Origin of the sequence: Streptomyces sp. NPDC049813, from assembly GCF_044465085.1 — a bacterium.
Classification (GTDB): Bacteria; Actinomycetota; Actinomycetes; order Streptomycetales; family Streptomycetaceae; genus Streptomyces.
In genome coordinates this window covers 1-24,642 of the sequence record NZ_JBITLI010000014.1, presented here as the reverse complement: position 1 = coordinate 24,642, position 24,642 = coordinate 1, and the positions used below count along the sequence as shown (strand labels likewise).

Sequence of the window (24,642 nt, the reverse complement as noted above, 5' to 3'; positions counted from 1 at the left end):
TGAACCAATGGGAGACATGCGGATGCGAGTGCCGGACCCGAGACGGACGAGATGGCGCGCGCTGCTCGCCGTGCTCCTCTTGCAGAGCCTGCTGCTGGGCGGCTCGGCGACGGCGGTGCCGACGCCGGTGCCCTCGGCGCCCCGGCAGGCCGTTCCGGTACCTGTCGATTCCGGCGCGTCGACCGCCGCCGGCTCCGCGTCGCCCTCCGGAGGCCCGGCAGCGACCCCGTCGAAGACGGCGGCGCCCAGCGTCTCGCCCTCGAAGCCCAGGACCGTGAAGAGCCACAAGCGGGGGCACAAGAAACCCCGTACGAAGGGGTCCGCGAAGGCGGGGGAGAAGTCGCGCCGGGCCGCGGGCACCGCGCAGCTCACCGTCAGCAAAGAGGCCGTGGACGTCCCGGACCCGCTGGTCCCCGGCTCGGAGTTCACCTACCGCATCACCATCTCCTGCTCCTCCCTGACCGAGGCATGTGTCAACGCCTCGATGGAGGACGTGCTGCCACCGGGCCTGGAGCTGGTGTCGGTGCCGGGGGACGGAGCCAACTACACGATCGACTACGACGAGGCGACGCGGAAGATCACCGCCACCTTCACCGAGGAACTGCCCTCGCCGCCCAACCCGGAGGGTTCGGTCGGACTGCCGGCAGGCGGTTCGCAGGACATCGTCATCACCGTCCGCGTCCCGGAGGACACCGACCTCAACGACGGTGACGCCGTGACCAACACGGCGACGGCCCAGGCCGACAACGCCGACACGGTCAAGGACTCCGACACCCAGACCGTCAAGGTGCCGCGCAAACCGAGCGTGACCGGCACGAAGACCTGGAGCCCGTCCTCCACGGTGGCCGGCAGCGGGGACAAGTCGACGATCTCGCTGGGCGCTGCCAACACCTCGTCCACCGCCACCGACATCGACTCGGTCGTCATCACCGAGACCGACCCGGACCTGTTCGACAACTTCGACGTCACGAAGCTCGGCCCGGTCACGCGGATGCCGGCCGGCGCCGACCAGGTACAGGTCTCCGTCTGCACCAAGCCGGGCGGCGGCTGCGCACCCGACGAACTGATCACCGGCCCGGCCGGCCCCGGGCCCGACATCCAGCTCCCGGCCGGCGTCGACCCCGCCGACATCACCGGCGTCGTCTACACCTTCAGCAACTCCGAGGGCAAGCCGCTGCCCCCGGACGCCAAGGGCGCCCAGGTCGACATGACCGTCGAGTTGCGCGACGACAACCGCTCGACCGGCGAGGCGATCAACCCGAGCGAGCGCGAGACCGTGAACAACTGCGCGGTCCCCTCCGTCGACTTCCCCCGCCGACGGGACCTCGACGGCACCGCCGCCTGCGCCGACCACGACATCCTGCCCAACGTGGCGTCCATCGCCATGAGCAAGAAGATCTTCTCGGACACCGACGGCGACTGGGCGGCCGACGGCACCGCCGTCATCGGCACGAAGCCGGGGATCACGGCGACGATCAACTCCACCAACACGTCGCCGTTCCCGGTCGGCGAGATGACCATCACCGAACCCTCCTCCTCGGCCGAGAGCGAGTTCGACAAGACGGACATGACGCAGGCCCGGCTCCGGTTCCCGGACGGGGCCACCGACGCCACGCTGACCGTCACCTGCCGCGACGGCACGGTGCTGCCGCCGAAGAAGTTCACCGCCCCGCCCACCACGCAGACCACCGCCCTCGGCTGCCCCGGCGGTGGACCCGCCGAGTCCATCACCGTGACGTACACCGGCACCGACGCCGACGGCAAGGGCACCATCAAGCAGGGCGCCACCGCGGGCCTCGACGTCCACGGCAAACTGAACGACACGGCCGACGCGGGCGACGCCGAGGACGGCGTCAAGGACTGCGCCGACGGCACCGCCTCCAACGCCTCCAACGGATCGGGCAGCGCCGCCGGCAACGTCTGCACGAACCTGAACGTGGAAGAGCCGCGCAAGGACGGCTCGGGCACCAAGGACGTCTCACAGACCTCCGTCCCGCCCGGCCAGCCCGTCACCTTCGGCATCGGCCTCGCCAACCGCGGCAACGTCCCGCTGGACGGACCCGTCGTCGTCAGCGACCCCGTCGACCCGACGGCGGACCCCAACCCGTTCGACTCCGTCCGCATCACCGGCATCAAGGCGACCGTCAAGCCCGCCGACCTGAAGTACAGCCTCCAGGTCTACGACCCCGACGCGGGCCGCTGGGTGGCTTACGACGCCGACGACGCGGCCCTGCTCAAGCGGGCCAAGGGCGTGCGGATCGTCGTCCCCGGCGGCTTGCCGGTCGGCGCCTCCGTCCACGCCGACGTCACCGTCCAGCTCCGTGACGACGTCCCCGACGGCACCGTCATCAGCAACTGCGCCGCGGCGACCAGCGACGGCAAGCCGCTGGGCGACGAGTTCTGCTCGCAGACCGCCGAGGTCGGCGACGCCAGCTCGGAGGCCTCCCTCAACAAGGCCCTGAGCCCGTCCACCGTGACCCGCCCCTACCCCGGCAGCCCCGCCGCCGACGTGCACGCCACCCTCACCGTCGTCAACAAGGGCAACGTCAACCTCGGACAGCTCACCGCGACCGACTTCGACACCGACTTCTTCGACGCGGTCGACTTCGTCTCCCTGGACGGCGTCTCCTTCCCCAAGGGCGCCGACCAGGTCAGGGTCGACGTGTGCACGGCCCGCTGCGGCAGCGACGACCCGGAGATCGTCCAGGGCACCTGGACCGGCAGCGACACCCCCGGCCTGCCCGCCGGCGTCGACGCCTCCGACGTCCGCGGTATCCGCGTCACCTTCCGCTCCCAGAACGGCGACAAGATCGTGCCCGTCGAGGGCACGCCCACCTTCAACGGCGCCTGCAAGACCGCGTCCGTCTGCTTCACCGTCGAACCCCGCCGGACGCTGCGCTCCGACCCCAAGACCGAGATCCCCGACCACCTCGTGGACACGGTCACCGGCAAGGGCTCCAGCGACAAGCACGGCACCTTCACCATCCCGCCCGCCGACGCCGACCTGAACATCAAGGACGGCACGCCGAAGCTGTACGTGGACAAGGAGAAGGACGCGGTCGTCCAGCCCGGCGTCTCGCAGCCCTTCACCCTGACCGTCAATAACACCGGCGACGCGCCCATCGCCCCGCTGCGCATCTCCGACCCGATCCCCGACGACCTGGTCGTCGACGAGGACTGGGCGGGCAACAGCGGCTACTACTCGATCACCGTCACCACCCCCGACGGCACCGCGAAGCCCGCCAAGGTGACGTTCACCCCCGACCGCGACGCGAGCGGGAAGATCACCGGCCTGCACTGGGACTTCCCCGGCTGGGTGATGTACCCCGGCGCCACCGTCACCCTCACCTTCCACGTCAAGCTCAAGGGCGGCGTCGAAGCCGGCACCAAGATCCCCAACACCTTCGGCGCGGGCTCGCCTGGCCACGACGTCCCCTGCGACGAGGACTCGCCCCGCCTGGGTGAGGTCACCGACGATCCGGACTACGGCAGCGGTCACTACTGCACCTCCACCGCCACCCTCACCACCGAGGCCGGCACCGCCTTCGACGCGGACAAGTGGGTCTCCGGCAACCCGGATCTCGGCTTCTACAACTCGCTGACCGGCGAGTACATCCCCGTCGACGACCCGCGCTGCCCGCACCTGAACTCCGGCGGCGCCATCTACACCCGCTACCCCTGCACCGCCCTCGTGCTGCCGGGCCAGAACTACCGCCAGCTCATCACCGTCGACAACATCGGCACCAACCCCGCCATCGACTACGACCTGCTGGACGTACTGCCGTTCCTCGGCGACACCGGCGTGCTGCTCGGCGGCAGCGACCGCGGCACCGAATGGGACCCGCGCCCGCACCTGGCCGGACCCGTCACCCTGGACGGCCCCGGTGAGCTGAGCGCGCAGTACACCACCACCAAGCAGCCCTGCCGGGACGAAGTACCCACCCCCGCCCGCGACTGCTCCGACGCCACCTGGTCCGACGACTGGTCGGCCGCCGACAGCGCCTTCTACGCCCACATCGACTTCGACCCGGGCCTCGCGCCCGGCGACGGCTTCACCCTCTCCTTCCCCATGTCCTCCCCGACCGACCTGAGCGACCCGGGGAGCCGTCAGGACCCGTCCCTGGCCTGGAACTCCTTCGCCAACAAGGAGACCGCCCAGGTCGGCGGCAACCCGGTGGTCCTGCCCGTGACCGAGCCGCCCAAGTCCGGCGTCGGCATGGTCTTCGGCACCCTGCGCATCACCAAGACCGTCACCGGCGCCCCCGCCGGCTTCCAGGTCGGCCCCTACGGCATCGAGTACGACTGCGTGGTCACCCCCGACACCGGCGCACCGAAGTCCGTACGCCACGGCACCGCGCTCGTCACCCCCGGCAGCCCGGTCACCATCGAGAACGTCCCGGCCGGTGCGGTCTGCCGCGTCTGGGAGACCGACACCGACGGCGCGAACAGCAACGCCGACGGCCCGCAGAACGCGGCGAGCATCACCATCCAGCCGGAGACCGTACGGGACGCGCCGAGCATCGTGGACGTCTCCAACGACTACCCGCAGCGCTCCCTCGACATCATCAAGAAGGTCGAGGACCCCTCGGGCGCCGACCACGGCCCGTTCACCATCGAGGTGGACTGCATGTGGCGGGGTGAGGAACTGGACGGCTACCCCCGCCGGCTCACCTTCGACGGTGCCGGCCGCCAGAGCATCGACGGACTCCCGGTCGGTGCCGAGTGCACCGTCACCGAGCCCGGCAGCGACGGCGCCGACGACATCACCCTCGCCGCCCGGCCGGACGCCGGACACGACGACACCTCCGCGACCGTGGTCCTGCGTCCTACCGGACCCGCCCAGGTCACGGTCACCAACACCTACGACAACCCGCCGACCGACGGCACCCCGCCCCCCGGCGACCACACCGGCCACCTGCCCGACACCGGCTGGCCGCTGGCGCTGATCCTCGCCATCATCGCCGCGCTGCTCATCGCCGGCCTCGTCCTGACCAACGTCGCCCTACGACGCCGCGAGGCCGCCCGGTACAGCTGACCCCCACCCCCCATCGGGCTCCCCCCGCACCGCGTCACCGCGGCGCGGGGGAGCCCGTCCGCATATGCTCCGTCCGCCGGACTATGAAGACCGACAGACGAAGCTGTTCACGCGGCTTTCCATACTCCGCCGAGCGGAGTATGTTTCGGATCATGGTCGAACGCAAGAGAACCATGCAGGAACCCACCCTGCTCCTCCTCACGGCCCTGGCCGACGCCCCCCGGCACGGCTACGCCCTGGCCCAGGAAGTCCAGGCCATCTCGCACGGACGCGTGCGGCTGCGGACCGGCACGCTGTACGGCTCGCTGGAACGCCTGCAACAAGAAGGCCTCGTAGAGGTCTTCTCCGAGGAACGGGTGGAGGGCCGGCTGCGGCGTACATACGCGCTGACCGCCGACGGCCGCCAGGTCCTCGCCGAGGAGGCCCGCCGCCTCGCCGCCACGGCGCGCGAGGCCACCCGACGGCTGAAGAAGGCCGTGGGCGACGACCCGGCGGGAGCCCTCGCGTGACGCACACCCGCCCCGCCCCGCGGGTCCTCGCCCTCTACCCGCGCCGCTACCGGGCCGTGCACGGCCCCGAGATCGCACAGCTGTACCGGGACGCCACCGACGGCACGGACACGCGAACCCGGCTCCGCGAACAGGCGGACATCGCCGCCCACGCATTGCGCGTCCGCACGTTCCTCTCTCCCCGGCAGCCCCTGGGCCGCTTCGCCCTGACCGCCGCTCCGTACACGCTCGCCGCCGCCGTCTCGATCGCGGCGGCGCGGACGACGACGGCGACCACCGATGCGCTACGAGACATGGACGCGGCTGCCTGGCCTGCCACCGGCGCCCTCGTGACGTATGTGATGACGCTGGCGGCCGGGGTGTCGGCCTGCACGGGCCGCTGGCCGCTCGCCCGCCTGACCGGCGCGGTCGCCCTGCTGCTGATGAGAGCTCGGGCGCCCGTGTCCGGCTGGCTGGTGCCGCTGCTGGCGGTCGTGGTGCTGATGCCGGGCGCCGCCGAACCGGCCAGGACGGACCGGCGCCTGGCCGTGGCGCTGGCCGCGTCGACCTGGCTGCCGGTCTGCGCCGCCGCGCTGGCCGGGCAGAGCACGCCGGGCCTGGGCATGGCCGGCCAACTCGTACCGGCCATGGCCGTACTCGGGCTGCGGACGGCCGCGCCGGGCTGCCGTCCCCGTCATGTCCTGGCGGTTCTCGCTGCGGCTCTGCCGTGGGTCACGACTCCGGCCGGTTCGCCGGTCGGGCTCGCGGTCGTCGTGGCGGTGCTGGCCGCGGCGTGGGGCGTGGGGCGCGCGGCGGGCAGGCGCGGCCGGGCGGCCTGACGGCGCCAGGCCGGCTCATCACCCGTTTGGAGGTGACTGGCTGGGGGCTCCTGCCAGGCTCGGACACGATCGAAGGACGATCCGGTATACAGCCGGGCTGATGAAGGGGAAGCCCCGTGATACGCAAAACCGCAGCATCCGTGTCCGTCGCACTGGCCATGCTCATCGCCTCGCCCGCCGCCGCGTGGGCCGCACCGAGCGCGCCCCAGAAGGACCCCGTCGAGGTGTGCAAGGCCCTCGTCGGACTGATCAAGGTCCTCAACCCCACGCTGCCCGCCGCGGACCTGGACAAGCTGTGCGAGCCCAAGAGCCAGAGCCCCTCACCGTCGACGTCACCCTCGCCGTCGTCGTCCCCCGCGGCCCCGCAGTAGCCGGAGACATCCCGGCCGGCTGATCCACCGGACCGTCCGGGACGGCACACAAAGGATGCCGACGGAGCGCACCACGACCGTGCTGTGCGGGAGTACCACCTCTGAACTTCCGTACAGCACGGTGTGGTTGCCCTGCCGGCATCCGCCGTCGGGGTTCGCGGTCGCTACCGGAGGGGGCCCGGAGCGGGCGACAGAGCGACTTCGCCATGCCGGCGGCGGGGCCCGCCCCGGCTCCGCGCGGTGTCGGCACCCGAGACCCGGACGACCTGAACGCGGACGGGTTCCGCGACTTGCTGACCCTGACGGGACGGGGCGACCCAGTGGTGCTGTGGGGATCGAGCCGGGGACTCGACCCCGATCGCTACTCCGTCTACCCATGGTCGCGTCTCGGCCTGACACGACCTGCGGAACACCGTGACGCGGATCTGGGCGGGACCGGCATCCTCACGGCCGACCTCGACTCCGACGGCTATCCGGACTGGATCGCCGGCGACCGCATCGCCTGGGGAGGCCCGCAGGGACCGCGGCCCACCCATGAAGCCACACCCTTGCGTGTGCCGCGCGCGGCGGGAGACGTCCACGACCTCGGCAACACGGTACGCGGAGACTTCGACGGGGACGGACACCACGACCTCGCCCTCAACCGTGTACCGGCCACCAGCCAACGGGGCGTCCTCACCGTGCTGTACGGACCGTTCGACCACGCAGGTGTGCCCGACCGGAGCGAGACCCGCCCCAGCGACGAGGGCGAACTGACTGTGGACGACATCGACCGAACCGGAAAGCGACGCCCCACCGCACTCTTGTTCCGCTTCCTCACCGAAGGCGAACAGACCGCCCCGACCCGCTATGAGGCAGGCCGTGACGGCCTCGCGCGCCACGGCCGGAAACTGCGCGCCGGCAACGGCACCGCCTTCGGCGACTTCGACGGTGACGGCACACGTGACCTCGTCATCGGGGACACCGGCACCGCCAACGACGAACTGGACGCCACCGAGCAGAACACCTCGGGCACTGCCACCCTCTACCCGGGCGACGGCTCGGCCGCGCACACCTTCGACCTGCCCGCCAACTCCTCGCACACCGAGAACGGCTACGGCCGTTATGCAACCGCCCACCTGGGTCCGGGCGCCCCCGACGCCCTGATCGTGCCCACGGCGTCGGGTGCCACCGTCGTACGGGTCTCTGGGGGCCGCTCTCTTCGGCTGCAGCGCACACTGGGCGGCCCGGACGCACCGGGCCACACCCAAGGCGAGTTCCTGGGAACGGCCGATCTCAACGGAGACGGCCGCGACGAGGTGCTCCTGGGACGGCGCGACAGAACCGACGCGACGACCGGTGAGGTACCGTCCCGCTGCTGGGTCATCGACCCGACCACGAACACGGACATCAACCGATTCGGCATCGGCGATGGTGGTCCTTGAACGATGTTGATCATGGGCGGCAGCGGGTTCATGGGTACGGAGTCCGCTGCGCCGGGCACGTGGCTGGGACGCCCAGGTGCACGCCTCCTTCCACGCGCGTCCCGGAGCGGGACGGCCGAGAGCCTGGCACCAGTTCGAGCACCCCGACGCGGCGGTGGTCCGCACTTCTCTGATCCTCGCTCGCGCGGGAAGCGGTCATCGTGACGGCTTCCCGCGCGGCTTACGATTGCTGCCCGCGGGTCAGCAGGTGCGACCGGTGTACCAGGCGCCGTCCACGCCGGAGGCGGAGCCGATCCAGGTCACGCCCGGCCCCACGCACCGCTCACTGTTGGGCCCCCAGTCGTCGATCTCGATGACGATGTGGGAGCCGTCCGAGGTGCAGTGGTTGTAGTAGGCGTCCGAGTGGGTCTCGTAGAAGCCGCAGGGGTTGGCCGCGGCGGTCGTGGCGCTGACGGTGACGGTGCCGACGGAGGCGAGGGTGAGAGCGAGGGCGCTGAGCGTGCCGGTGGCAAGGCGACGAAGACGCAAGACGAACTCCAAACCGTGGACAGCGGTGGCCGAACCGGCAGTGTGTGCAGGTCCGTTGACGACAACTGAGACTGGCAGCTGGACGCGGTCCGCTCAGTTCTGAGAGCGGGCCTTCACCCGGTGGAACGATTCGTTGCTGCGCCGACCGGCTGATGTTCGGCGGTTTCCGGGACACGAGCCGTGGCTGTCCATGTGGTGAGGGCTGCCCGGTCGGTCGCTGAAAGGGGGCGCGGCAGTGCCCCGGATGTGGTTCGCTGCTGAGGTGGCTCAGGACTTGGAGACCGTCGCCTTCGCATCCGCCGAGGCGTTCCGCGCATGGCTCGGCGAGCACCACGCCGTCTCGCCCGGCATCTGGCTCAAGCTGCGTAAGAAGGCCCCCGGTGTCGTCGCGCTGGACTACGCCCACGCACTCGAAGAGGCCCTCTGCTACGGCTGGATCGACGGTCAGAAGGCGAAGTTCGACGACGAGTGGTGGCTCCAGCGGTTCACGCCACGCAAGCCGCGCAGCAGGTGGTCCAAGGTCAACCGGACGACGGCGACCGCCTTGATCGAGCAGGGCCGGATGTGTCCGGCGGGGCAGGCCGAGGTCGACCGTGCCCAGGCGGACGGCCGCTGGGAGGCGGCCTACGACGGTTCGAGGACCGCCACGGTGCCGGACGACCTCGCGGCGGCCCTGGACGCCGTCCCGGCCGCGGCGGCGTTCTTCGAGACCCTGGACCGGCAGAACCGTTACGCGATCCTCTACCGGGTCCAGGACGCCAAGCGGGCCGAGACCCGGGCCCGCCGGATCGAGAAGTACGTGGCGATGCTGGCGAAGGGCGAGAAGCTGTACTCGTAGTGCACCGACGCCCTTCGGACGGCCGCGGTCGGACGACGCCACGTATATAGCCTGCCGCGCGGGGCCCGTCCGCCCCGGGCTGACTCACATGCCTCGTGCACGCCCGCGCGCGCGGCGGGACTCGTTCAGCCCCTCGCCGGCCTGGCGAGCCCGGTCCGTCATCCAGTCCCGGAACTTCCACCACACCGGCACGACCGGGGAGGCGACCAGAGACACCAGACACGCTCGGCCGCCCGTCACGGCGGCGAGCCCGCGCCGTCAAACCTCGACCGGCCGAACGTGTCGTTCCCGCAGCCGTCCACGCCACCTCGCCCGACGCGCAGACCATGCCGACACAGCCACGGTTGCGCCGGAATCCGGCGTCGTGACCCCACAGTGGTCTCACGTCACCCCACGCAACGGTTCTGACCGGGTTTCGGCGGCGCCGGAATAGGGCGGGCGCCGTAAGCCTTGTGCGCAGTACTGGACCGGACCGCCCGACGACGTCACCGCACGGCACCCGCCTCCGAAGGAGCAGTTCCATGGCCCTCACCCGCGAAGAGCGCGAGCAGTTTCTCGCCGAGCCGCACATCGCCGCCCTCGCCGTCGACGCGGGCGAGGACAGGGCGCCGCTGACCGTGCCCATCTGGTACCAGTACGCGCCCGGGGGCGACCTCTGGATCCACACCGGCAAGGGCTCGCGCAAGCACGAACTCATCGCCAAGTCGGGCCGGTTCACGCTCATGGTCGACCGCCTCGAACCGACCGTCCGCTACGTGTCCGTGGAAGGCCCGGTGACCTCCACGGTCCCCGCCACCCGCGCGCACCTGGTCGAGATGGCCTCGCGCTATCTGCCCGCCGAGAAGGTCGACGGCTACGTCGAGTTCGCCGAGGCCAACCACGGAGAGTCGGTCATCATCACCCTTCGCCCGGAGCACTGGGTCTCCTCCGACCTCGGCAACGTCTGACCGGCCTGGCGTGGGATGCCACATGCACGCCGATGACGCCGTCGATGACGGTGCCCGCATCACCCGGTGGCTGCTGGACACCGAATCCCTGGAGGAGTTCCTGCGGACGCTGGCCGAGGCGACCGCGCGGCTGACGCCGTGCGACGGGGTCGGTGTGACGCTGGAGCGCGACGGCAGGCCCCTCACCGTGGTCAGCCTCGGGGCCGTGGCGCCCAAGCTCGACGAGAAGCAGTACGGCCAGGACGACGGACCGTGCCTGCAGTCTCTGCGGCAGGGCGAGGAGATCTCCGTCGCCGACATGCTGCGGGAGACCCGCTGGGGCGACTACCCCGCCTATGCCCTCTCGAGCGGCATCCGCTCCTCCCTCTCCCTGCCGATCGCCCCGCACACCGACACCGCAGGCGCCCTCAACCTCTACGCGGCCCCGCCCGACGGCTTCGCCGACGTCGACCTCGCCGCGCTGCGCTCCCTGGCCGCGCAGGCCACCGGCGGAATCGCCCTGGCACAGCGGCTCAGTGACGCGCAGGAGTTCACCGACCAGATGCAGACCGCCATGCGCTCGCGCCACGTCATCGACCAGGCCCTCGGCATCATCATGGGCCAGCGGCGCTGCACCGCCGACGAGGCGTTCAACGTCCTGCGCTCCGCCTCCCAGCACCGCAACATCAAACTCCGCGACCTGTGCGCCGAACTCGTCACCAGCGTCACCGGCCACGCACCCACCGAACCCGCTTTTCAGCGCCGCCCCTGACCCCGAACCCCCGGTACACCGTCGCGGCCGTCAGCAGGCGGGCCCGCGTGACGGGGGACCACCACCGCGTCGGATGTTTCGGCAGAGAGATCGCGGGAACCCGAAGGACGCTTGGGACAACAGGCGCCTCAGCTCGACCGGCTGCCCGGCACACGGGCGTCGCGCCCACGCCCCAGGAGTCATCATGATCGTCCCCTCCCCGTCTGTCCTGCGCGTTCTGCTCGCTCGCTACGCGACCGCACGCATCACGCATGAGGAACAGCCGTCCCCCGATACCGCCCGCCGACTGGCGGACGTCTCCTACACGCTGTGCGTCCTCACTGGCGCCGGTACCGTCCCGGCGGCCCTCGCCGCAGCGGACTCCTATCTCCTGGAGAGCGTGGCGAGCTCGGCGCGACCCGACGCGGCGACCGCGGCCTGAGTGGGGAACGCAGCCCCGGGAGCCCTACCCGGCCGGTGATTCGTCGGCGCGCCGGTTGTTGCGGTCGATCTCGGGCATGTGGGTCTCGGCCCAGAGCCGCAGCGCGGCGAGCGGGGTTTCGAGGGAGAGGCCGAGCTCGGTGAGCCGGTAGTGGACGGCGGGCGGCACAGTGGGTTCCACACGGCGGACGACCAGACCGTCGCGGGCCAGGCTCTGCAAGGTGACGGACAGCATCTTCTGTGAGACGCCGGGGACGCGGCGCCGCAGTTCGGCGAAGCGCAACTCGCCGGGGGCCGCCTCGGCCAGCACCTTGACCGTCATCGACGTCCACTTCGTGCCGATGCGGTCGAGCAGCTGCCGCGTCGGGCACCGCGGGTCCAGCAGGTCACCCCGTTCTCCGCGCTGCCGACCCGCTTCACCGGGCCTCGCCGTGGTCACCCCGGGCTCACCACCTGAAGGGAAAGTGCCGTCTTGGACGGACCAGCATAGTTCCCTAGCGTGACCTGGTCACCATTCCTCACCACACCCGTGGAGGCCTCCGTGGCCGAGCTGCGACGCATCCCCGTCAACGGCGTCGAACTGAACGTCGCCCTCGCGGGAACGGGCCCGGCCGTCCTGCTGCTGCACGGCTTCCCGCACACCTGGGAGCTGTGGACGGACGTCATGCCCGACCTGGCCGGCCGCTACCGCGTCATCGCGCCCGACCTCCGCGGACTCGGCGCGAGCAGCCCGGCCACCTCCGGGCACGACGCGGTCACCCTGTCCGAGGACGCCGCGGCCCTCCTCGAGACGCTCGGCGTGACCTCGGCGGCGGTGGTGGGCATCGACGCCGGCACCGCCCCGGCCTTCCTCCTCGCCCTGCGCCGTCCTGAACTCGTACGGCGCCTGGTCGTCATGGAATCCCTGCTGGGCAGGCTGCCCGGCGCGGAGGAGTTCCTGGCCGCGGGGCCGCCGTGGTGGTTCGGCTTCCACTCCGCCGCACCGGGTCTCGCCGAGACCGTGCTGGAGGGCCACGAGGCCGCCTACATCGACTGGTTCCTGCGCGCCGGGACGCTCGGCGCGGGAGTGCGGCCCGCCCTCCGGGACGCCTTCGTCCGGGCGTACACAGGCCGCCGGGCGTTGAGCCGCGCGTTCTCGTACTACCGGGCCCTGCCCGAGAGCGCGGCACAGATCGAACAGGCCGTCGCGACGGCCCGCCTGACAGTACCGACGATGGCGGTGGGCGCCCACCCCGTAGGCGCTGCGCTGGAACACCAGCTCTGCCCGATCGCCGACGACCTCACCGGGCACGTCATAGCGAACTGTGGCCACATCATCCCGCTCCACCGCCCAGACGCCCTGCTCAGGCTGTTGCGTCCGTTCCTGGCCGAGAACAGGGTCGCGCCCGCGTAGACCATGTCGCGCTGCTCCCGGTGAGAGGGCGCACGACGTGGTCTACGCGGGGGCGAGAACGACGCCCCAGCCCGCCCGGAACGCGCGCCCTCCTGCCTCACCGCGGTGCGGGAGGGCATACCCCCCGCACGTCCTCGGAGACGGCCCGGGCCCGCGCAGACTGTCCGGGCCCGCGAAGACGGTCCGGGACCTCAGCCGGTGATCTTGTACCGTCCGACCTCGCGGAAGTAGCGGACGGCTTCGGCGGACCCGTCGTCGAGGACCGCGTTGATCGCGGCGCGCAGGGGCGCGCTGAGGTCCGGGGCCGTCAGCATGCGGACCACGGCGACCCGGTCGTCCTCGGCCTGGGCCAGCCGGTAGCCGCTTTCCAGCCAGGCGTGGATCTCGGCCGGGGAGTTGTTGTCGAGGAGCTGGTTGGTCTCCTTGATGACTCGCCGGTCCTGGCCCAGTTGCGCGAGGTAGAGGGCGCGGGCGACGGCGACCCCCTCGTCGTCGGAGAGCGCCGGCCCGTAACCGGTCTCCAGCCAGGTGCGTATCTCGTCCGGCTCGTTGTTGTCCAGCAGCCGGTTGATGTCCGCGACGACCCGTGCGTCGTTGTTCTGCTGCGCGAGATTGAGGATGCGGACCACGGCGACGCGGTCGTCCTCGGCCTGGGCCAGCCGGTAGCCGGTCTTCAGGAAGGTGCGCATGTCGTCCACGCTGCCGCCGAGGGCCTTGTTGGCCTCGCGGACGACGCCACGGCCACTGTCCTCGTCGGCGAGGATGGCGGCGATGGCGGCACGGAGTTCGGCCTCCGTCATGTCGTCCACCGGCGTGTCGTCCACCGGCGTGTCGGACGTGTCGGCCGTCGCGGCGGCGGGGGTCGCCGACGCGCGGGCGGACGCGGGCGCGGCCTGGTGGGCGGACGCGGTGGTCGGTGCGGTGAGGAGCAGGGCCGGAGCGAGAGCGGTGGCGACGACGAGCAGAGCAGCGCGGGTGTGCCGCATGAATGAAACCTCCATGAACGAACCTTCGAGTGGGCCGATCATCCCCCATCCGTGACGAAAGCGTGTGCGCATTCGAATTCCGCAGGGAGGCCGACACTGCCGCGCGCATCACCACCTTCCCTCTCCGGATCAAAACGCTGGACCACAATCAGACTTGACGTTCTACGTTCGTCGCTGACCCTGGCCGGTTTTCGCTTCCCGGCTGCGCGAGGAACTCCCGCAGGTGGCACTCGTACAGGCGGTGCCGTTGACACCGTCGGGTGCCCGACGGCCGATCGGGGCCCTGGACCTGATGTGGCGCACTCCGTGGCGGCACGGCGAGGACCCGGTGCCCGCAGCCGCTGCGGCGCCGCGGCGGCCGCGGCCGCCGCCGGGATCGTGTGCGGGCCGAGGCGCTCGCCACAGGGCGTCCGCTGCCGCAGGTGTGTGCCGACCTCTTCGACGAGCCCGATGACCTCCCTGGGCGCTGAGGACGTCGCCCAGGGACGGACCAGCATGTCCCCCCAACGCCCCGCGCGACGCATCGAGTTCGATAGTCGGTGGTTGAGTTCGTGAACCGGGAGCACGCGACGAGGTGGTCGCCCTCCTGTTGAGCGCCGTCGAGGGTCTCCGTGCGGCGGGATGCGACCTCTACATCGTGGGGACCAGCGACCAGGACGAGGTGACGATCTACGTCACCGAGGTGTGGCAGACCAAGGAGCACCACGATGCCTCACTGAAACTCCCAGAAGCACAGGCAGCCATCACCAAGGCGATGCCGATGCTGACGGGAGAATTCACCAAACAGGAACTCTCGGTCGCCGGGGGCCTCGGCCTCTGAACGGCAGTCGCGCGTGGCGGAGGCCGGACCCCGCTAGCGGTGCACGCGCCCGGCCTCTCCTGGGCGCCACACGTACCGGACGTCCGGCTCACGTTCCTCGTTACGGTGACCGTCGGTGCACTCGCCGGCGACGAAGCCGTGCCGCTCGTAGAAGCGCCGTGCCGACTCGTTGACCTGGAAGGTCCACAGCGTCAGCCCGGCCGGACGGCGCTGCTTCGCCAGGTCCACGAGGCGTCCGCCGATGCCCTGGCCCTGCCAGACCGGATCGAGATACAGCTGGCCCAGGTCCTCGCCGTCCAGCACCATCATCGCGACCACCGAGTCGGCCACCGTCGCCACCCATGTCTCCTGGTCGGGCACGACGACCTCTCGAAACCAGGACAGGACCTCGTCGTCCGTATGCGCGCGGCGCACGCTCGGAAGTGCCGCCGTGAAGGAACGCAGCCACACCTCGGCCACGTCGGCGGCGTCGGAGCCGACCGCACGGCGGACGGCGAAGTCGTTGATCTCCACGGTGACGCATGCTCGCAGACACAGGACGCGGCCGCACACGAGTTCCCCGCGAGGCTCGGTACGGGCGCAACCAAGTGCACACAAGCGGGCAGAGCACTAGCGGCCGGTCACGGGAGCTGAGGGAGCGCAGGGCACCCCCGTCCTCGTCGCGCACGTCACCCCTGGGCCCGGGTGCGCACGTTCGTGACCCTGATGCCAGGCACTCACGGCACAGAGCAACGCCAAGGCGGCCAAGAGCAGTTGCACGGCCGCCGCGCAAGGGTGCGCCGAGCACAGGAAGGCGGCGGCGACCACGAGGACACCCACCGCGAAGCCGCCGAACCACAGGACGGGCACCCAGTCCATCGCTCGTGCCCCGGCCTGCTCATGCGCGGGGCCCCATGCCCGCAGACTCATCAGCAGCCCCAGCAGGATGCCCACCGGGACCTCGATGAGTAGTGCGATGAGGCTGATGCAGCCGCCTTCGAACCCGTCGCCACGCATAGTTGAGGGTTGGCCGGACCGTTCCTCGGTCGTCGGCAAGCCTGGTGCGCGCGGACTCGGCTCGAAGCGCATACGCACACGCTCGCAGGTGGGAGGGCGGGCGGCGGCGTGGTTCACCAGCCCGAAACGCAATCGTGTCCGAGCTGTCAGCGTCCGAGGTCCCCCCTGAACGCTGCCGCTCTCCCTGCCTCCATCGGCGGCCCCCGGGTGCGAACGAGCCCCGTCGAAACGGCCCTGGACCAAACGACTGGGCGGGCCGCGTCCCAGTCACACCCCTGCGAAGGCCTGATCACGCGCCCGCAGAGACTCCCGAGGCCCCGCCGCCCGCAGCACCACGTCCAGCACCCGCCCCGGATCCGCGGCATAGGCATGCGAGAACCACGCCATATTGGCCTCGACCACGGCCCACCGATGACCCGCCCGGTACGGATCGAGGAGCTGCCCGACGTCCACGACGACGGCACTCGGCAACGTGTCTCCGACCGCGGCGACCAGCCGCTCGGCGAACTCCGTGATCTGGGCGGCAGTGGCCCGGCCCTCCCGGTCCGCCCCCAGCGGCCGCGGATCGAGCCGGCCGAACACCGCGTACCGGCTCGCCGCGGCGATCCGGCCGTCCAGCAGGAACAGCCGGTACTCGGCCGCGAAGGTCACCACGTCGGACAGCAGCACCGGCGTCGCCGGATCCAGAGCACCGGCCAACCGGGAACCGTCGGCGTAGACGTCCGCAGGAAAGGACTTGTCACGGGGCGGCTTCACGAACGTCGGCCGGTCGATGGCCCACGCGTCCGCGACGGTCCCCGCCCGGACCCGGCGACCGGTGAACTCCTCCGGCAGCTCGGCGAGCCAGGTGTCGGTCGGCTCCAGCAGCGCGAACCCCAGCCTCCTCGCGAGGCGCGCACCCGCGACCGGCCCCCCGTACCAATACGCGGGACCCGCAAGGTCCGGCTCCTCCGCCGCCCTGACGGGCATCCCTCGCCCCGCAGCCTCCACGGCCAACAGTTCCATGGTCGACGTCCGCCACCCCGGCATGACCAGCACCGTGCACTCCTCCCGCACTCCGTGAAGTCGCCACGCTAGCGGGCCGGGTCGATGTCCAGGCGCCGGATGGTGCGCACGATCAGTACGGCAGTCAACACGGCAGTCAGTACGGCAGTCAGCACGGCAGTGACCGGGCAGGCGGCGAGCCAGATCCACCACGTCGGTGACCCACGAGACGTGAACTCTCCGGGACCCACGCCGGCCATCCCGGCCCCCGCCCCCGTGGCGCGGTCACGGCGGCCACATGTGAGTCGCACGTGCCGATCAGGTGACGCGGCCCGAGGCGCCGCCGGACCGCGCCCAGGCGACGCACGTACGATCGGTGTCCCGCTGCGCGCAGAGCAGCAGTCCGACGACGTACGACGAGGCCCCCATGCTGTCCGACCACGCTCCCGTCATCGTGAGCAGCGAACCCGGCTCGTTCCCGCGCAGCGTGTTCCTCGAACGGCACCCGGCGCTGATCCGCCGCGTACGGGAAGCCTTTCCGTACGGGCCCGAGCACCGGGCCGCCCTGGACGCGCTGCTGGACGAGAGCACGGGCGGGGTGATCGAGCCCCTCGCCGACACGGCCCCCGGACGTGAGCTGTGGGACGCGTGGGGCGGGCGGGAGTATGTCGGGCAGCCCTGGCTCGACGTGCCGTTCCTGTGGGCCGAGAGCCTCTTCTACCGCAAACTCCTCGACGCCGTCGGCTACTTCGCGCCGGGGCCGTGGCAGGGCATCGACCCGTTCCGCCCCTTCAAACTCGCGGAGCTGCGCACGGCCGAGGCCCGCGAGGAACTCGCCGCCCTGGACCGGCTCACGGCGCTGCCGGCCGACGAGCAGGCCGCGGCACTGCTGCACGGCTCGCTGTGGGGCAACCGTGCCGACCTCGGCTTCCGCATGGGAGCCGCGGACGGTGCGGCCGACGACGGGGCCTCGCCCGTCGTCGTCGACGAGTCGGACGAGCTGTGGAGACTGCTGCCCACCGGCACCCCGCACACGGTCTGCCTCGTTGCCGACAACGCGGGCCGCGAACTCGTCCCCGACCTGCTGCTCATCGACCACCTGTTGCGCCATGGCCGCGCGGCCCGGGTCGTCCTGCACGTCAAGCCCCACCCCTACTACGTCTCCGACGCCACCACCGCCGACGTCCTCGATGCCCTGCGCCACCTGACCGGCGCGGACGGCGCCGCCGGCGCCGCGGGCGACCGGCTGTGGGAGGCGATGAGCAGCGGACACCTTCTCGTGCGCGCACACCCGTTCTCCTGCGCGCCGCTGCCCTACGCGGACATGCCCGCCGATCTGCGGGAGGACTTCACACGCGCTACGGTCACGCTCCTCAAGGGAGACCTCAACTACCGTCGCCTGGTGGGGGACCGGCTGTGGCCCGCGACCACGCCGTTCGCCGAACGTACCGGCTACTTTCCCGGTCCGGTGGTCGCCCTGCGCACACTCAAGTCGCAGGTGGTCGTCGGTCTCGACGGGACCACGGAACGGGCACTCGACGCGACGGCGCCCGACGGTGGTTGGCGGACCGCCGGGACGCACGCGGTGATCCAGGTGCGGCGGTGAACCCGCCCCCGGGGCCGGGCCATGTGTCCCAGGATGGCGTCATGGACCCACACGCCAAGCAACATCACTTCACCGGCATCCCCCAGCTCACCGACGTCCCCCACGTCGCCGTCGTCATCGACGTCATGCGCGCCTTCACCGTGGCGGCCTGGGCCTTCTCCCGCGGTGTCGAGAAGATCGTCCTGGCCGGAACGGAGGCCGAGGCGCTGGCCCTCAAGGAGCGGCACCCGGGGTGGCTGGCACTCAAGGACGGTGCCCCGGCAGCAGGCTTCGACGCGGTCAACTCACCGGCTCTGCTGCGCACGTGTGACTTCACCGGCCGCACATTGGTGCAGAAGACGACGGCGGGGACCGTGGGCGCACTGGCCGTCGCGGACGCCTCCCTCGTCGTGTGCGCGAGCTTCGTGGTGGCGGGCGCGACCGCGCGCCACCTGCGCGCCGCGGGCACCGGCCCGGTGACGTTCGTCGTCACCGGCGAGGACGGCGGGGCCGACGAGGACCTGGCGTGCGCGGAGTACATCAGCCGCCGCGTGACCGAGGAGAAGGTCGACCCGGCCCCGTACGTCCGTCGGGCCCGCGACTCCCGCGCCGCCGCGGACCTCGCCGCCGGGCTGCGCGACGGATTCCACCCGGACGACGTCGAACTCTGCCTGGAGACGGACCGGTTCCGCTTCGCGATGGTGGCGGGCCGTGACCAGGTGGCGGGGGAGTCCCTCATGGTGCTGCGCCCGGTCACGGCCGGCTGAGGAGACGCGGACGCCGAACGTACCCGGTCGGATCACCATCTGCCAGAGCCGGTTGAAGTGCTAAGAGCGCGTCCGGCACAGCTCCTGACCCACGAGAGTCATCATGTCGGCCTCGGTGTCGTGGCCGCCGACGCTGGTGACGTACACCACGGCGGCCCGCGCCCCGTTTCGGGTGGCGCCGCCCCAGGTGACGTAGCCGAGAAGCTCGCCGCGGTGGCCGAAGTAGCTGCCCCCGCAAGGCAACGGGATCTCGGCCAGACCGAGCCCGTACCTCACGTCACCCAACCCAGGCGCGGGCACGGTGGTCGTCATCTCGTCGAGCTGCGCCGGAGCCAGCAGACGGCCGCCGAGCAGCGCGGCGTAGAACCGGTTCAGGTCGTGGGCGGTGCTGATGATCGAGCCGGAACCGATGGCCATACTCGAATTGAGCGTCGTGACGTCGGTGCCGGTGTCAGCGTCGGTGCCCGTGTCGAACGAGGCGTAGCCCTGTGCGTGCGGACCCAGGATGAACGGGAAGACGCCGGGCGTACTGGTGTCCCTCAGGCCCAGGGGACGGATGACACGGTCCCTCACCTCCTGCGCCCAACTCCGTCCGGTCACCTTGTGGATGATCATCGCGGCGAGGGTGTAGTTGGTGTTGGAGTAGGACCAGCCGGTATCCGTGGGGGGCTGCCGCATCGCCAGACCCACCAGTTCCTCGGGGGTGTACGTGCGGAATCGCTCGGCCCGATAGCCGTCCGCACTGTTCAACGCGGGTATCTCCGGTTCGACGTCGGGGATGCCGCTGGTGTGCTGCAGCAGTTGCCGCACGGTGATCCGGCCGCCGTCGTTGCCGTGGCCCCGGACCACTCCGGGCAGCCAGCGCTCGACGGTGTCGTCCAGGGACATCCGCCCCTCGCCGACCAGTTGCAGCACGACCGTGGCGGTGAAGGTCTTGGTGGCGCTGCCGATCCGGAACCTGCCGTCCCGCGGCATCGCCCTCCGCGAGTTGATCGCGGCTGTACCGGCGTAGGCGCTCTCGCGTGTCTGCGCCGACGCCACCTCGGCCTGCACGCCGACCGTCCCGGTGTCGTGAATCGCGTCCACCTGCCGTTGCAGCGTTTCGGCCGGTCGCGTTCTCGCCGCCGCGCCGGGCGCGGTCGATGCGGCGAAGACGGCTGTGGCCAGGCTGGTCAGGGCGAGCATGCCTCGCCAACGTCTCATCAACCCATGCATGACGGACTCTTCTCTGCTCTGGTTGCACGCCTTCAGCAGGGCCGTTCAGACCGCGTCCCGCGACCGTGTGGCGCCTCCGACGCCGACGGTCGGCAACCATCCCACCAGCAGCAGGGGGACCGGCCTATCCGGCTTTCCCCCTGACATGCCGAGGTACTGTCCGCAGGGCGGCGCCGGGGGATGTCCCCCTCAAGGGTGCTCAGGCGCCCCCGGCCGGCCCCGCACCGGAGACGGAACGACTGCACCAGCCGCGACTACCGCGTCCCGTCCCCCACCTCACCGCACGCATCGAGCAGCGCCACAAGCCGACGGGACGGTGGGTCGGGGCGTACCGCCAGACACGTCGGCAAGGACGGCGCCGCCACCGGGCCGGTGAAGGGCCGGAACGCGATCCGGTGCGCGGGTTGCACGGCGGCCTGCGCGGCGTAGTACACGCTCCAGCTCGACCGGCCCGAGGCGATCGCGGCCAACGTGTCCTGGTCCGTGGTGAACTCCGGGCCCATGACCGGCTCGAACCCCGCCGCCCGGCAAGCGCCGACGACCGCGTCGAACAGGTGAGGATTGCTCTCGCGGGACGCGATCCGCAGCGGAAGCCCGGCCAGCTCCGCGAGGTCGACGCCGTCCCGCTCGGCGAGCGGATGCGCCGCGGGCAGTGCCGCGACCAGTTCGTCCCGCCACAGCGGCAGGAGTTCCAGACCCGGGGCGCGGTCGGCACCCCGCACGAACGTGGCGTCCAGCTCGCCGTCCCGGACCCGCTGAAGTCGCGTCGCGGTAGCCCCGCTGACCAGCTCGACCAGCAATTGCGGCGCCCGCTCCGACAGCGCGGTCAGCACGGCGTCCAGACGCAGGCCGAGCCCCACACTCGTACCGACGCGCAACGTGGACTCCTGTGCGCCGCGCACGGAACCCATCGCGTCGGCCATCGCCCGCTCGGCCGCGAGCAGCGCGCGGGCATGCGGTACCAGCGCCCGGCCCGCGTCGGTCAGCCGTACGGCCCGCTTGCTGCGGTCGAAGAGTTCGACGCCGAACTCCCGCTCCAGACGGCGTACTTGCTGGCTGACCGCGGGCTGCACGATGTGCAGCCGCTCGGCGGCCCGGCCGAAGTGCAACTCCTCGGCGACCGCCACGAAGTACTTCACTTGCCGCAACTCCACGCGCCACCAGCCCCCGGACTCCACATCCATCACGATCCGTGATGAGTCTAGGAGCGGATCACTCATTGGTCGACGGCCGTCCGTCCGGTGGAATCTCCCCATCACCTCAACACACCCGGAAGGCGGCCTCTCATGGCGTACACGACGGTCAACGGCACAGCACTCCACTACGAGGACCTCGGCGCGGGCCGCCCTCTGGTGTTCCTGCACGGGTGGGGGACCAGCGGCCGGGTGTGGGACGCGCAGGCGGCCGACCTCATGGCCGATCACCGGGTCATCACTCTCGACTGGCGAGGCTGCGGGCGCTCGGAGCGCCCCGCCGACGGCTACACCATCGCCCAACTCGCCTCTGATCTACTGGAATTCATCGACGCCCTCGCGCTCGACCAGCCGGTGCTGATCGGCTCGTCGATCGCGGGCGCCTTCATCGTCGAGGCGGCCCTCGCCGCCCCCGACCGCATCGGTGCGATCATCCCGGTCGACTCGGGTGTCCACCACTTCTCGGGGCTCCAGGACGCCATGGACAAGCTGCTCACGGACCTGCGCGCCGACCGGGCAGGCACACTGGCGGACTTCGTGCCGCACTGGTACCGGCCCGGCGTCAGCACCGCGATGATCGACTGGACGGTGCGCCAGCTTCTGGAGTCGACCTTCCGCATCGACGGACTCGTCACCGATCAGGCGGGCTACGACCCGCGCGACCGCGTCTCCGGGCTGCGCGTGCCCACCCACTTCCTCCACGGCGAACTCGACACCGAGGTCCCCCTGTCCGTGCCCCGCGAACTCGCCGCGCTGATCCCCGGCGCCGGCCTCACCGTCATCGAGGGCGCGGGCCACATGTCGCAGCAGGACCAGTCCGACCGCTTCACCGCGGCCCTGCGCGCAGCCCTCACCAACCTGCACTGACCCACCCCCCGTCGACCCGCACACCCCTCTCCCGGAGGCACCCATGCCGTACATCGACGTCCCCACCACCGGCGGTCTCACCAAGGCCCACTATCTCGTCAGCGGCCACGGCCCCGGCCTGGTCCTGGTGCACGGCACCGGAGCCACCGCGCAGGACAACTGGGGCCCTCTCATGGCCGAGTTGAGCGACCGCTACACGATCGTCGCCCCCGACCTCCAGGGCTCGGGCGCGACGCGCGACCCGGGCGGTCCCCTTGCCGTGACCGACATGGTGGCCGTCGTCCTCGCGGCGGCACGGGACGCGGGGCTGGACCGCTTCCACCTCGTGGGCCACTCGCTGGGCGCCGTGGTGGCGACGGCGGCGGCCGCCCTGCACCCGGAGGCGGTGACCTCGCTGACCGCACACGCGGGATGGGTGCGTACCGACCCCCACATGGCCTTCCAGTTCGACCTGTGGCGGCAACTGGCCGGCACCGACCCGGACGGCCTGGCCCGGCTCATCCTGCTCACCGCGCTCGGCAAGGACACGCTCCGCGCCTGGGACGAGGAGACGTTCGCGCAGGCGGCGGCCGGATTCGCCGAGCTGATCACAGGCGCCGTGGACGGGTTCGTCCGGCAGACCGCGACGGACACGGACGTCGACCTGACGGCCCTGCTCCCGCACATCACCGCCCCGACGCTGCTCCTGTCCAGCGCCGACGACCGGCTCGTCCCACCGCACCACCAACTCGACCTCGCCGAACGCATCCCGCACGCCCGCCTCCTACGCGTCCCGGGCGGCCACGCCCTGCCGGGGGAACACCCGGAGCTGCTCACGGCAAAGGTGGCGGAACATCTGGCGCAGGTCGACTCAGCGCGCACAGGACGACTGAGTGAGAGCGCACAGGGCGACTGAAAGCGAATCCTGCGCGGCGTGCCTGCCTGTCGGCGTGCCGGCGTACTGCCGTCGGGCGCTCAGCTGGTTCGTCAGCGTGCTCACACGGACGTCCACCTCAGAGAGCCCCCACTCGATCCGCAGGCAGTGCCGGGAGCCGACCGCAGACAGTGCGCCCCACCGGGCCGCTACCGGCCAAGGCCCTCTTTGTGAACCGCCTCGATGTTGTTGCCATCGGGATCGCTGACGAACGCACAGTAGGCCCGATACTCGCTCCACGAACGGGGAGCGTGCCGGACCGTGCCCCCGACAGCCACTGCCGCCGCGTGGAAGGCATCTACCGCCTCCCGGCTGCCCGCCGTGAACGCGATGTGCAGTCCACGGGTGACGGCACCGGCGTTCTCCGCGCGCTCCAGAGACAGCGACGGCGTGTCCCGCCCCGGATCCCAGTACTCGGCAACGCCGTCGGCCCGGTAGCCGACGGTGATGCCGAGCGGTTCCAGCGCAGCGGCGTAGAACCGCTCGCTCGCCTCGAAGTCCGACGCGAAGACGCCCAAGTGATGGATGAAGGGCATCGATGCTTCCATGGTTCCCGAGCGTACGGAAAGATCGCGCGCCGCAGCTTCTTGCGCGACGGTTTCCGGTGCCGGGTCAGTGCACTCGCACGCCCTGACCGGTAGGTGCGTGCAGGGGCGCGGCGAGAAGGCTGGGAGGGCCGCGCCCGCACCTGCATGACGGTCGGCCCGAGCCGGGCTGCGGGGCCTGGCTGACGGCGGGCTGTCGCTGGTCCGTACGATCTCGGGGTGACGTCGCCTCTCATATCCTCCCCGCGCCGCCGGTTCGCCGTTCTGGGCGCTGGTGTGGTCCTGTGTTGGTTCGCCTGGTGGGCTGTGCAGCCGGTCGGGCCTCCCTGCCCGGAGGGTTTGACCTTGACCTCCGATCCGTACGGTTCCACCTACGATCCGTCGGGCACGGCCGAGGGATCCGACGGCGTGCAGTACGAGGACAGGTATACGCCGATCGAGGGAGGCACCCCGAGTCCAGGTGTGAACACTGCGTCCGTTCCTGGAGACATGTGTGGGTCGGTGACCCGGCACCCGCGCCTCTTCGGCTGGGTCGGCTTGTAGGCAGGCCGTCCGCGGCGTTCACGTCGGCCGGAGACGATCGGCGGGCGACGGAACGGCCGGACCCGAGCCCAGTGGGACCGCGCCCAGCCGGACCGCGGTCTAGGGGGCGTCTTGTCGATCATGTGTCGAGCCAGATGAGTGTGCTGGCGAGGGTGACGGCGGCGAGGTAGCGGTCGGGGCGTTTGTCGTATCGG

Annotated in this window: 24 protein-coding genes and 1 pseudogene; 15 read left to right on the top strand and 10 right to left on the bottom strand. The window is 71.2% G+C overall.

Features of this window, described 5'->3' with window-relative positions; genetic code table 11:
* Nucleotides 1-16 precede the first annotated feature (16 nt).
* The 5 genes from ACIBW6_RS26025 (at nt 17) to ACIBW6_RS26005 (ending at nt 8,157) form a co-directional block, all read left to right on the top strand.
* Complete coding sequence (locus ACIBW6_RS26025) at nt 17-5,035, top strand: DUF5979 domain-containing protein (RefSeq protein ID WP_399063605.1); 5,019 nt, start codon at nt 17-19, stop codon at nt 5,033-5,035.
* A 152-nt stretch (nt 5,036-5,187) separates the two neighbouring features.
* Complete coding sequence (locus ACIBW6_RS26020; RefSeq protein ID WP_399063603.1) at nt 5,188-5,544, top strand: PadR family transcriptional regulator; 357 nt, start codon at nt 5,188-5,190, stop codon at nt 5,542-5,544.
* A complete protein-coding gene (locus tag ACIBW6_RS26015) occupies nt 5,541-6,362 on the top strand; it encodes a hypothetical protein (protein ID WP_399063601.1) in 822 nt (273 codons plus the stop codon). The genes ACIBW6_RS26020 and ACIBW6_RS26015 overlap by 4 nt, the downstream gene beginning before the upstream one ends.
* Nucleotides 6,363-6,502: 140 nt before the next feature.
* Nucleotides 6,503-6,733: a hypothetical protein gene (locus ACIBW6_RS26010; protein ID WP_399063599.1), complete on the top strand. Its 231-nt coding sequence runs from the start codon at nt 6,503-6,505 to the stop codon at nt 6,731-6,733.
* Nucleotides 6,734-6,939: 206 nt separating this feature from the next.
* Nucleotides 6,940-8,157 (top strand): hypothetical protein, encoded by a 1,218-nt coding sequence (locus tag ACIBW6_RS26005; protein WP_399063597.1) that lies wholly within the window; start codon nt 6,940-6,942, stop codon nt 8,155-8,157.
* Between the two features lie 240 nt (nt 8,158-8,397).
* On the opposite strand, the gene ACIBW6_RS26000 is transcribed toward ACIBW6_RS26005, so the two are convergent.
* The gene (locus ACIBW6_RS26000) at nt 8,398-8,685 is read right to left on the bottom strand and encodes a DUF6355 family natural product biosynthesis protein (protein ID WP_399063595.1); all 288 of its coding nucleotides are present in this window, start codon (nt 8,683-8,685) and stop codon (nt 8,398-8,400) included.
* Between the two features lie 244 nt (nt 8,686-8,929).
* Here ACIBW6_RS26000 and ACIBW6_RS25995 point away from each other — a divergent pair, with 244 nt between their 5' ends.
* The 4 genes from ACIBW6_RS25995 to ACIBW6_RS25980 all read left to right on the top strand — a co-directional run bounded on the left by ACIBW6_RS25995 (nt 8,930) and on the right by ACIBW6_RS25980 (nt 11,642).
* A complete protein-coding gene (locus tag ACIBW6_RS25995; RefSeq protein WP_399063593.1) occupies nt 8,930-9,523 on the top strand; it encodes a YdeI family protein in 594 nt (197 codons plus the stop codon).
* A 521-nt stretch (nt 9,524-10,044) separates the two neighbouring features.
* Nucleotides 10,045-10,470: a pyridoxamine 5'-phosphate oxidase family protein gene (locus ACIBW6_RS25990; RefSeq protein ID WP_399063591.1), complete on the top strand. Its 426-nt coding sequence runs from the start codon at nt 10,045-10,047 to the stop codon at nt 10,468-10,470.
* 22 nt (nt 10,471-10,492) lie between these two features.
* Nucleotides 10,493-11,221: a GAF and ANTAR domain-containing protein gene (locus tag ACIBW6_RS25985; RefSeq protein ID WP_399063589.1), complete on the top strand. Its 729-nt coding sequence runs from the start codon at nt 10,493-10,495 to the stop codon at nt 11,219-11,221.
* Nucleotides 11,222-11,405: 184 nt separating this feature from the next.
* Nucleotides 11,406-11,642: a DUF5133 domain-containing protein gene (locus ACIBW6_RS25980; protein WP_399063587.1), complete on the top strand. Its 237-nt coding sequence runs from the start codon at nt 11,406-11,408 to the stop codon at nt 11,640-11,642.
* Between the two features lie 24 nt (nt 11,643-11,666).
* On the opposite strand, the gene ACIBW6_RS25975 is transcribed toward ACIBW6_RS25980, so the two are convergent.
* Nucleotides 11,667-12,080, bottom strand: a complete 414-nt coding sequence (locus tag ACIBW6_RS25975; RefSeq protein WP_399063585.1) for a winged helix-turn-helix transcriptional regulator — start codon at nt 12,078-12,080, stop codon at nt 11,667-11,669.
* 102 nt (nt 12,081-12,182) lie between these two features.
* On the opposite strand from ACIBW6_RS25975, the gene ACIBW6_RS25970 reads away from it, so the two are divergent.
* Nucleotides 12,183-13,034 carry an alpha/beta fold hydrolase gene (locus ACIBW6_RS25970; protein WP_399063963.1) on the top strand — a complete coding sequence of 284 codons (852 nt, stop codon included), beginning with the start codon at nt 12,183-12,185 and terminating at the stop codon, nt 13,032-13,034.
* Between the two features lie 191 nt (nt 13,035-13,225).
* Here ACIBW6_RS25970 and ACIBW6_RS25965 read toward each other — a convergent pair whose 3' ends face one another.
* Nucleotides 13,226-14,035, bottom strand: coding sequence for an ALF repeat-containing protein (locus ACIBW6_RS25965; protein ID WP_399063583.1), 810 nt, complete (start codon nt 14,033-14,035; stop codon nt 13,226-13,228).
* A 553-nt stretch (nt 14,036-14,588) separates the two neighbouring features.
* Between ACIBW6_RS25965 and ACIBW6_RS25960 the strand changes: the two are divergent.
* Nucleotides 14,589-14,840, top strand: a pseudogene (locus ACIBW6_RS25960) (putative quinol monooxygenase); the annotation flags it as partial.
* A gap of 33 nt (nt 14,841-14,873) precedes the next feature.
* Here ACIBW6_RS25960 and ACIBW6_RS25955 read toward each other — a convergent pair.
* The 4 genes from ACIBW6_RS25955 to ACIBW6_RS25940 form a co-directional block, all read right to left on the bottom strand.
* The gene (locus tag ACIBW6_RS25955) at nt 14,874-15,353 is read right to left on the bottom strand and encodes a GNAT family N-acetyltransferase (RefSeq protein WP_399063581.1); all 480 of its coding nucleotides are present in this window, start codon (nt 15,351-15,353) and stop codon (nt 14,874-14,876) included.
* Nucleotides 15,354-15,449: 96 nt separating this feature from the next.
* The gene (locus ACIBW6_RS25950; RefSeq protein ID WP_399063961.1) at nt 15,450-15,836 is read right to left on the bottom strand and encodes a DUF6234 family protein; all 387 of its coding nucleotides are present in this window, start codon (nt 15,834-15,836) and stop codon (nt 15,450-15,452) included.
* Nucleotides 15,837-16,103: 267 nt separating this feature from the next.
* Entirely contained in the window at nt 16,104-16,841 is a 738-nt protein-coding gene (locus tag ACIBW6_RS25945) for an ATP-grasp domain-containing protein (protein ID WP_399063959.1), read from the bottom strand.
* Nucleotides 16,842-17,138: 297 nt separating this feature from the next.
* Nucleotides 17,139-17,273, bottom strand: coding sequence for a hypothetical protein (locus ACIBW6_RS25940; protein WP_399063976.1), 135 nt, complete (start codon nt 17,271-17,273; stop codon nt 17,139-17,141).
* On the opposite strand from ACIBW6_RS25940, the gene ACIBW6_RS25935 reads away from it, so the two are divergent.
* Both ACIBW6_RS25935 and ACIBW6_RS25930 read left to right on the top strand, forming a co-directional pair.
* Nucleotides 17,248-18,426 (top strand): damage-control phosphatase ARMT1 family protein, encoded by a 1,179-nt coding sequence (locus ACIBW6_RS25935; protein ID WP_399063579.1) that lies wholly within the window; start codon nt 17,248-17,250, stop codon nt 18,424-18,426. The genes ACIBW6_RS25940 and ACIBW6_RS25935 overlap by 26 nt on opposite strands.
* 41 nt (nt 18,427-18,467) lie before the next feature.
* A complete protein-coding gene (locus ACIBW6_RS25930; RefSeq protein WP_399063577.1) occupies nt 18,468-19,172 on the top strand; it encodes a 2-phosphosulfolactate phosphatase in 705 nt (234 codons plus the stop codon).
* Nucleotides 19,173-19,232: 60 nt separating this feature from the next.
* Here ACIBW6_RS25930 and ACIBW6_RS25925 read toward each other — a convergent pair whose 3' ends face one another.
* Together ACIBW6_RS25925 and ACIBW6_RS25920 are read right to left on the bottom strand one after the other, a co-directional pair.
* Nucleotides 19,233-20,375, bottom strand: coding sequence for a serine hydrolase domain-containing protein (locus ACIBW6_RS25925; protein ID WP_399063576.1), 1,143 nt, complete (start codon nt 20,373-20,375; stop codon nt 19,233-19,235).
* Between the two features lie 266 nt (nt 20,376-20,641).
* The gene (locus ACIBW6_RS25920; protein ID WP_399063957.1) at nt 20,642-21,541 is read right to left on the bottom strand and encodes a LysR substrate-binding domain-containing protein; all 900 of its coding nucleotides are present in this window, start codon (nt 21,539-21,541) and stop codon (nt 20,642-20,644) included.
* A 132-nt stretch (nt 21,542-21,673) separates the two neighbouring features.
* Between ACIBW6_RS25920 and ACIBW6_RS25915 the strand changes: the two genes are divergently transcribed.
* Together ACIBW6_RS25915 and ACIBW6_RS25910 are read left to right on the top strand one after the other, a co-directional pair.
* On the top strand, nt 21,674-22,447 hold the full coding sequence (locus ACIBW6_RS25915; protein ID WP_399063574.1) for an alpha/beta fold hydrolase: 774 nt from the start codon (nt 21,674-21,676) through the stop codon (nt 22,445-22,447).
* Nucleotides 22,448-22,490: 43 nt separating this feature from the next.
* Nucleotides 22,491-23,342, top strand: coding sequence for an alpha/beta fold hydrolase (locus ACIBW6_RS25910; RefSeq protein WP_399063572.1), 852 nt, complete (start codon nt 22,491-22,493; stop codon nt 23,340-23,342).
* Between the two features lie 167 nt (nt 23,343-23,509).
* Here the strand turns inward: ACIBW6_RS25910 and ACIBW6_RS25905 are convergent, their stop codons facing one another.
* A complete protein-coding gene (locus ACIBW6_RS25905; protein ID WP_399063570.1) occupies nt 23,510-23,908 on the bottom strand; it encodes a VOC family protein in 399 nt (132 codons plus the stop codon).
* Nucleotides 23,909-24,642 lie beyond the last annotated feature (734 nt).

Excerpts from the sequence above, each read along its gene's own strand:
- ACIBW6_RS26025 (WP_399063605.1), top strand. The coding sequence starts at position 17 with ATGCGGATGCGAGTGCCGGACCCGAGACGGACGAGATGGCGCGCGCTG.
- ACIBW6_RS26020 (WP_399063603.1), top strand. The coding sequence starts at position 5,188 with ATGGTCGAACGCAAGAGAACCATGCAGGAACCCACCCTGCTCCTCCTC.
- ACIBW6_RS26005 (WP_399063597.1), top strand. The coding sequence starts at position 6,940 with ATGCCGGCGGCGGGGCCCGCCCCGGCTCCGCGCGGTGTCGGCACCCGA.
- ACIBW6_RS25995 (WP_399063593.1), top strand. The coding sequence starts at position 8,930 with ATGTGGTTCGCTGCTGAGGTGGCTCAGGACTTGGAGACCGTCGCCTTC.
- ACIBW6_RS25990 (WP_399063591.1), top strand. The coding sequence starts at position 10,045 with ATGGCCCTCACCCGCGAAGAGCGCGAGCAGTTTCTCGCCGAGCCGCAC.
- ACIBW6_RS25985 (WP_399063589.1), top strand. The coding sequence starts at position 10,493 with ATGCACGCCGATGACGCCGTCGATGACGGTGCCCGCATCACCCGGTGG.
- ACIBW6_RS25980 (WP_399063587.1), top strand. The coding sequence starts at position 11,406 with ATGATCGTCCCCTCCCCGTCTGTCCTGCGCGTTCTGCTCGCTCGCTAC.
- ACIBW6_RS25965 (WP_399063583.1), bottom strand. The coding sequence starts at position 14,035 with ATGGAGGTTTCATTCATGCGGCACACCCGCGCTGCTCTGCTCGTCGTC.
- ACIBW6_RS25950 (WP_399063961.1), bottom strand. The coding sequence starts at position 15,836 with ATGCGTGGCGACGGGTTCGAAGGCGGCTGCATCAGCCTCATCGCACTA.
- ACIBW6_RS25945 (WP_399063959.1), bottom strand. The coding sequence starts at position 16,841 with ATGGAACTGTTGGCCGTGGAGGCTGCGGGGCGAGGGATGCCCGTCAGG.
- ACIBW6_RS25935 (WP_399063579.1), top strand. The coding sequence starts at position 17,248 with ATGCTGTCCGACCACGCTCCCGTCATCGTGAGCAGCGAACCCGGCTCG.
- ACIBW6_RS25940 (WP_399063976.1), bottom strand. The coding sequence starts at position 17,273 with ATGACGGGAGCGTGGTCGGACAGCATGGGGGCCTCGTCGTACGTCGTC.
- ACIBW6_RS25930 (WP_399063577.1), top strand. The coding sequence starts at position 18,468 with ATGGACCCACACGCCAAGCAACATCACTTCACCGGCATCCCCCAGCTC.
- ACIBW6_RS25925 (WP_399063576.1), bottom strand. The coding sequence starts at position 20,375 with ATGAGACGTTGGCGAGGCATGCTCGCCCTGACCAGCCTGGCCACAGCC.
- ACIBW6_RS25915 (WP_399063574.1), top strand. The coding sequence starts at position 21,674 with ATGGCGTACACGACGGTCAACGGCACAGCACTCCACTACGAGGACCTC.
- ACIBW6_RS25910 (WP_399063572.1), top strand. The coding sequence starts at position 22,491 with ATGCCGTACATCGACGTCCCCACCACCGGCGGTCTCACCAAGGCCCAC.
- ACIBW6_RS25905 (WP_399063570.1), bottom strand. The coding sequence starts at position 23,908 with ATGGAAGCATCGATGCCCTTCATCCATCACTTGGGCGTCTTCGCGTCG.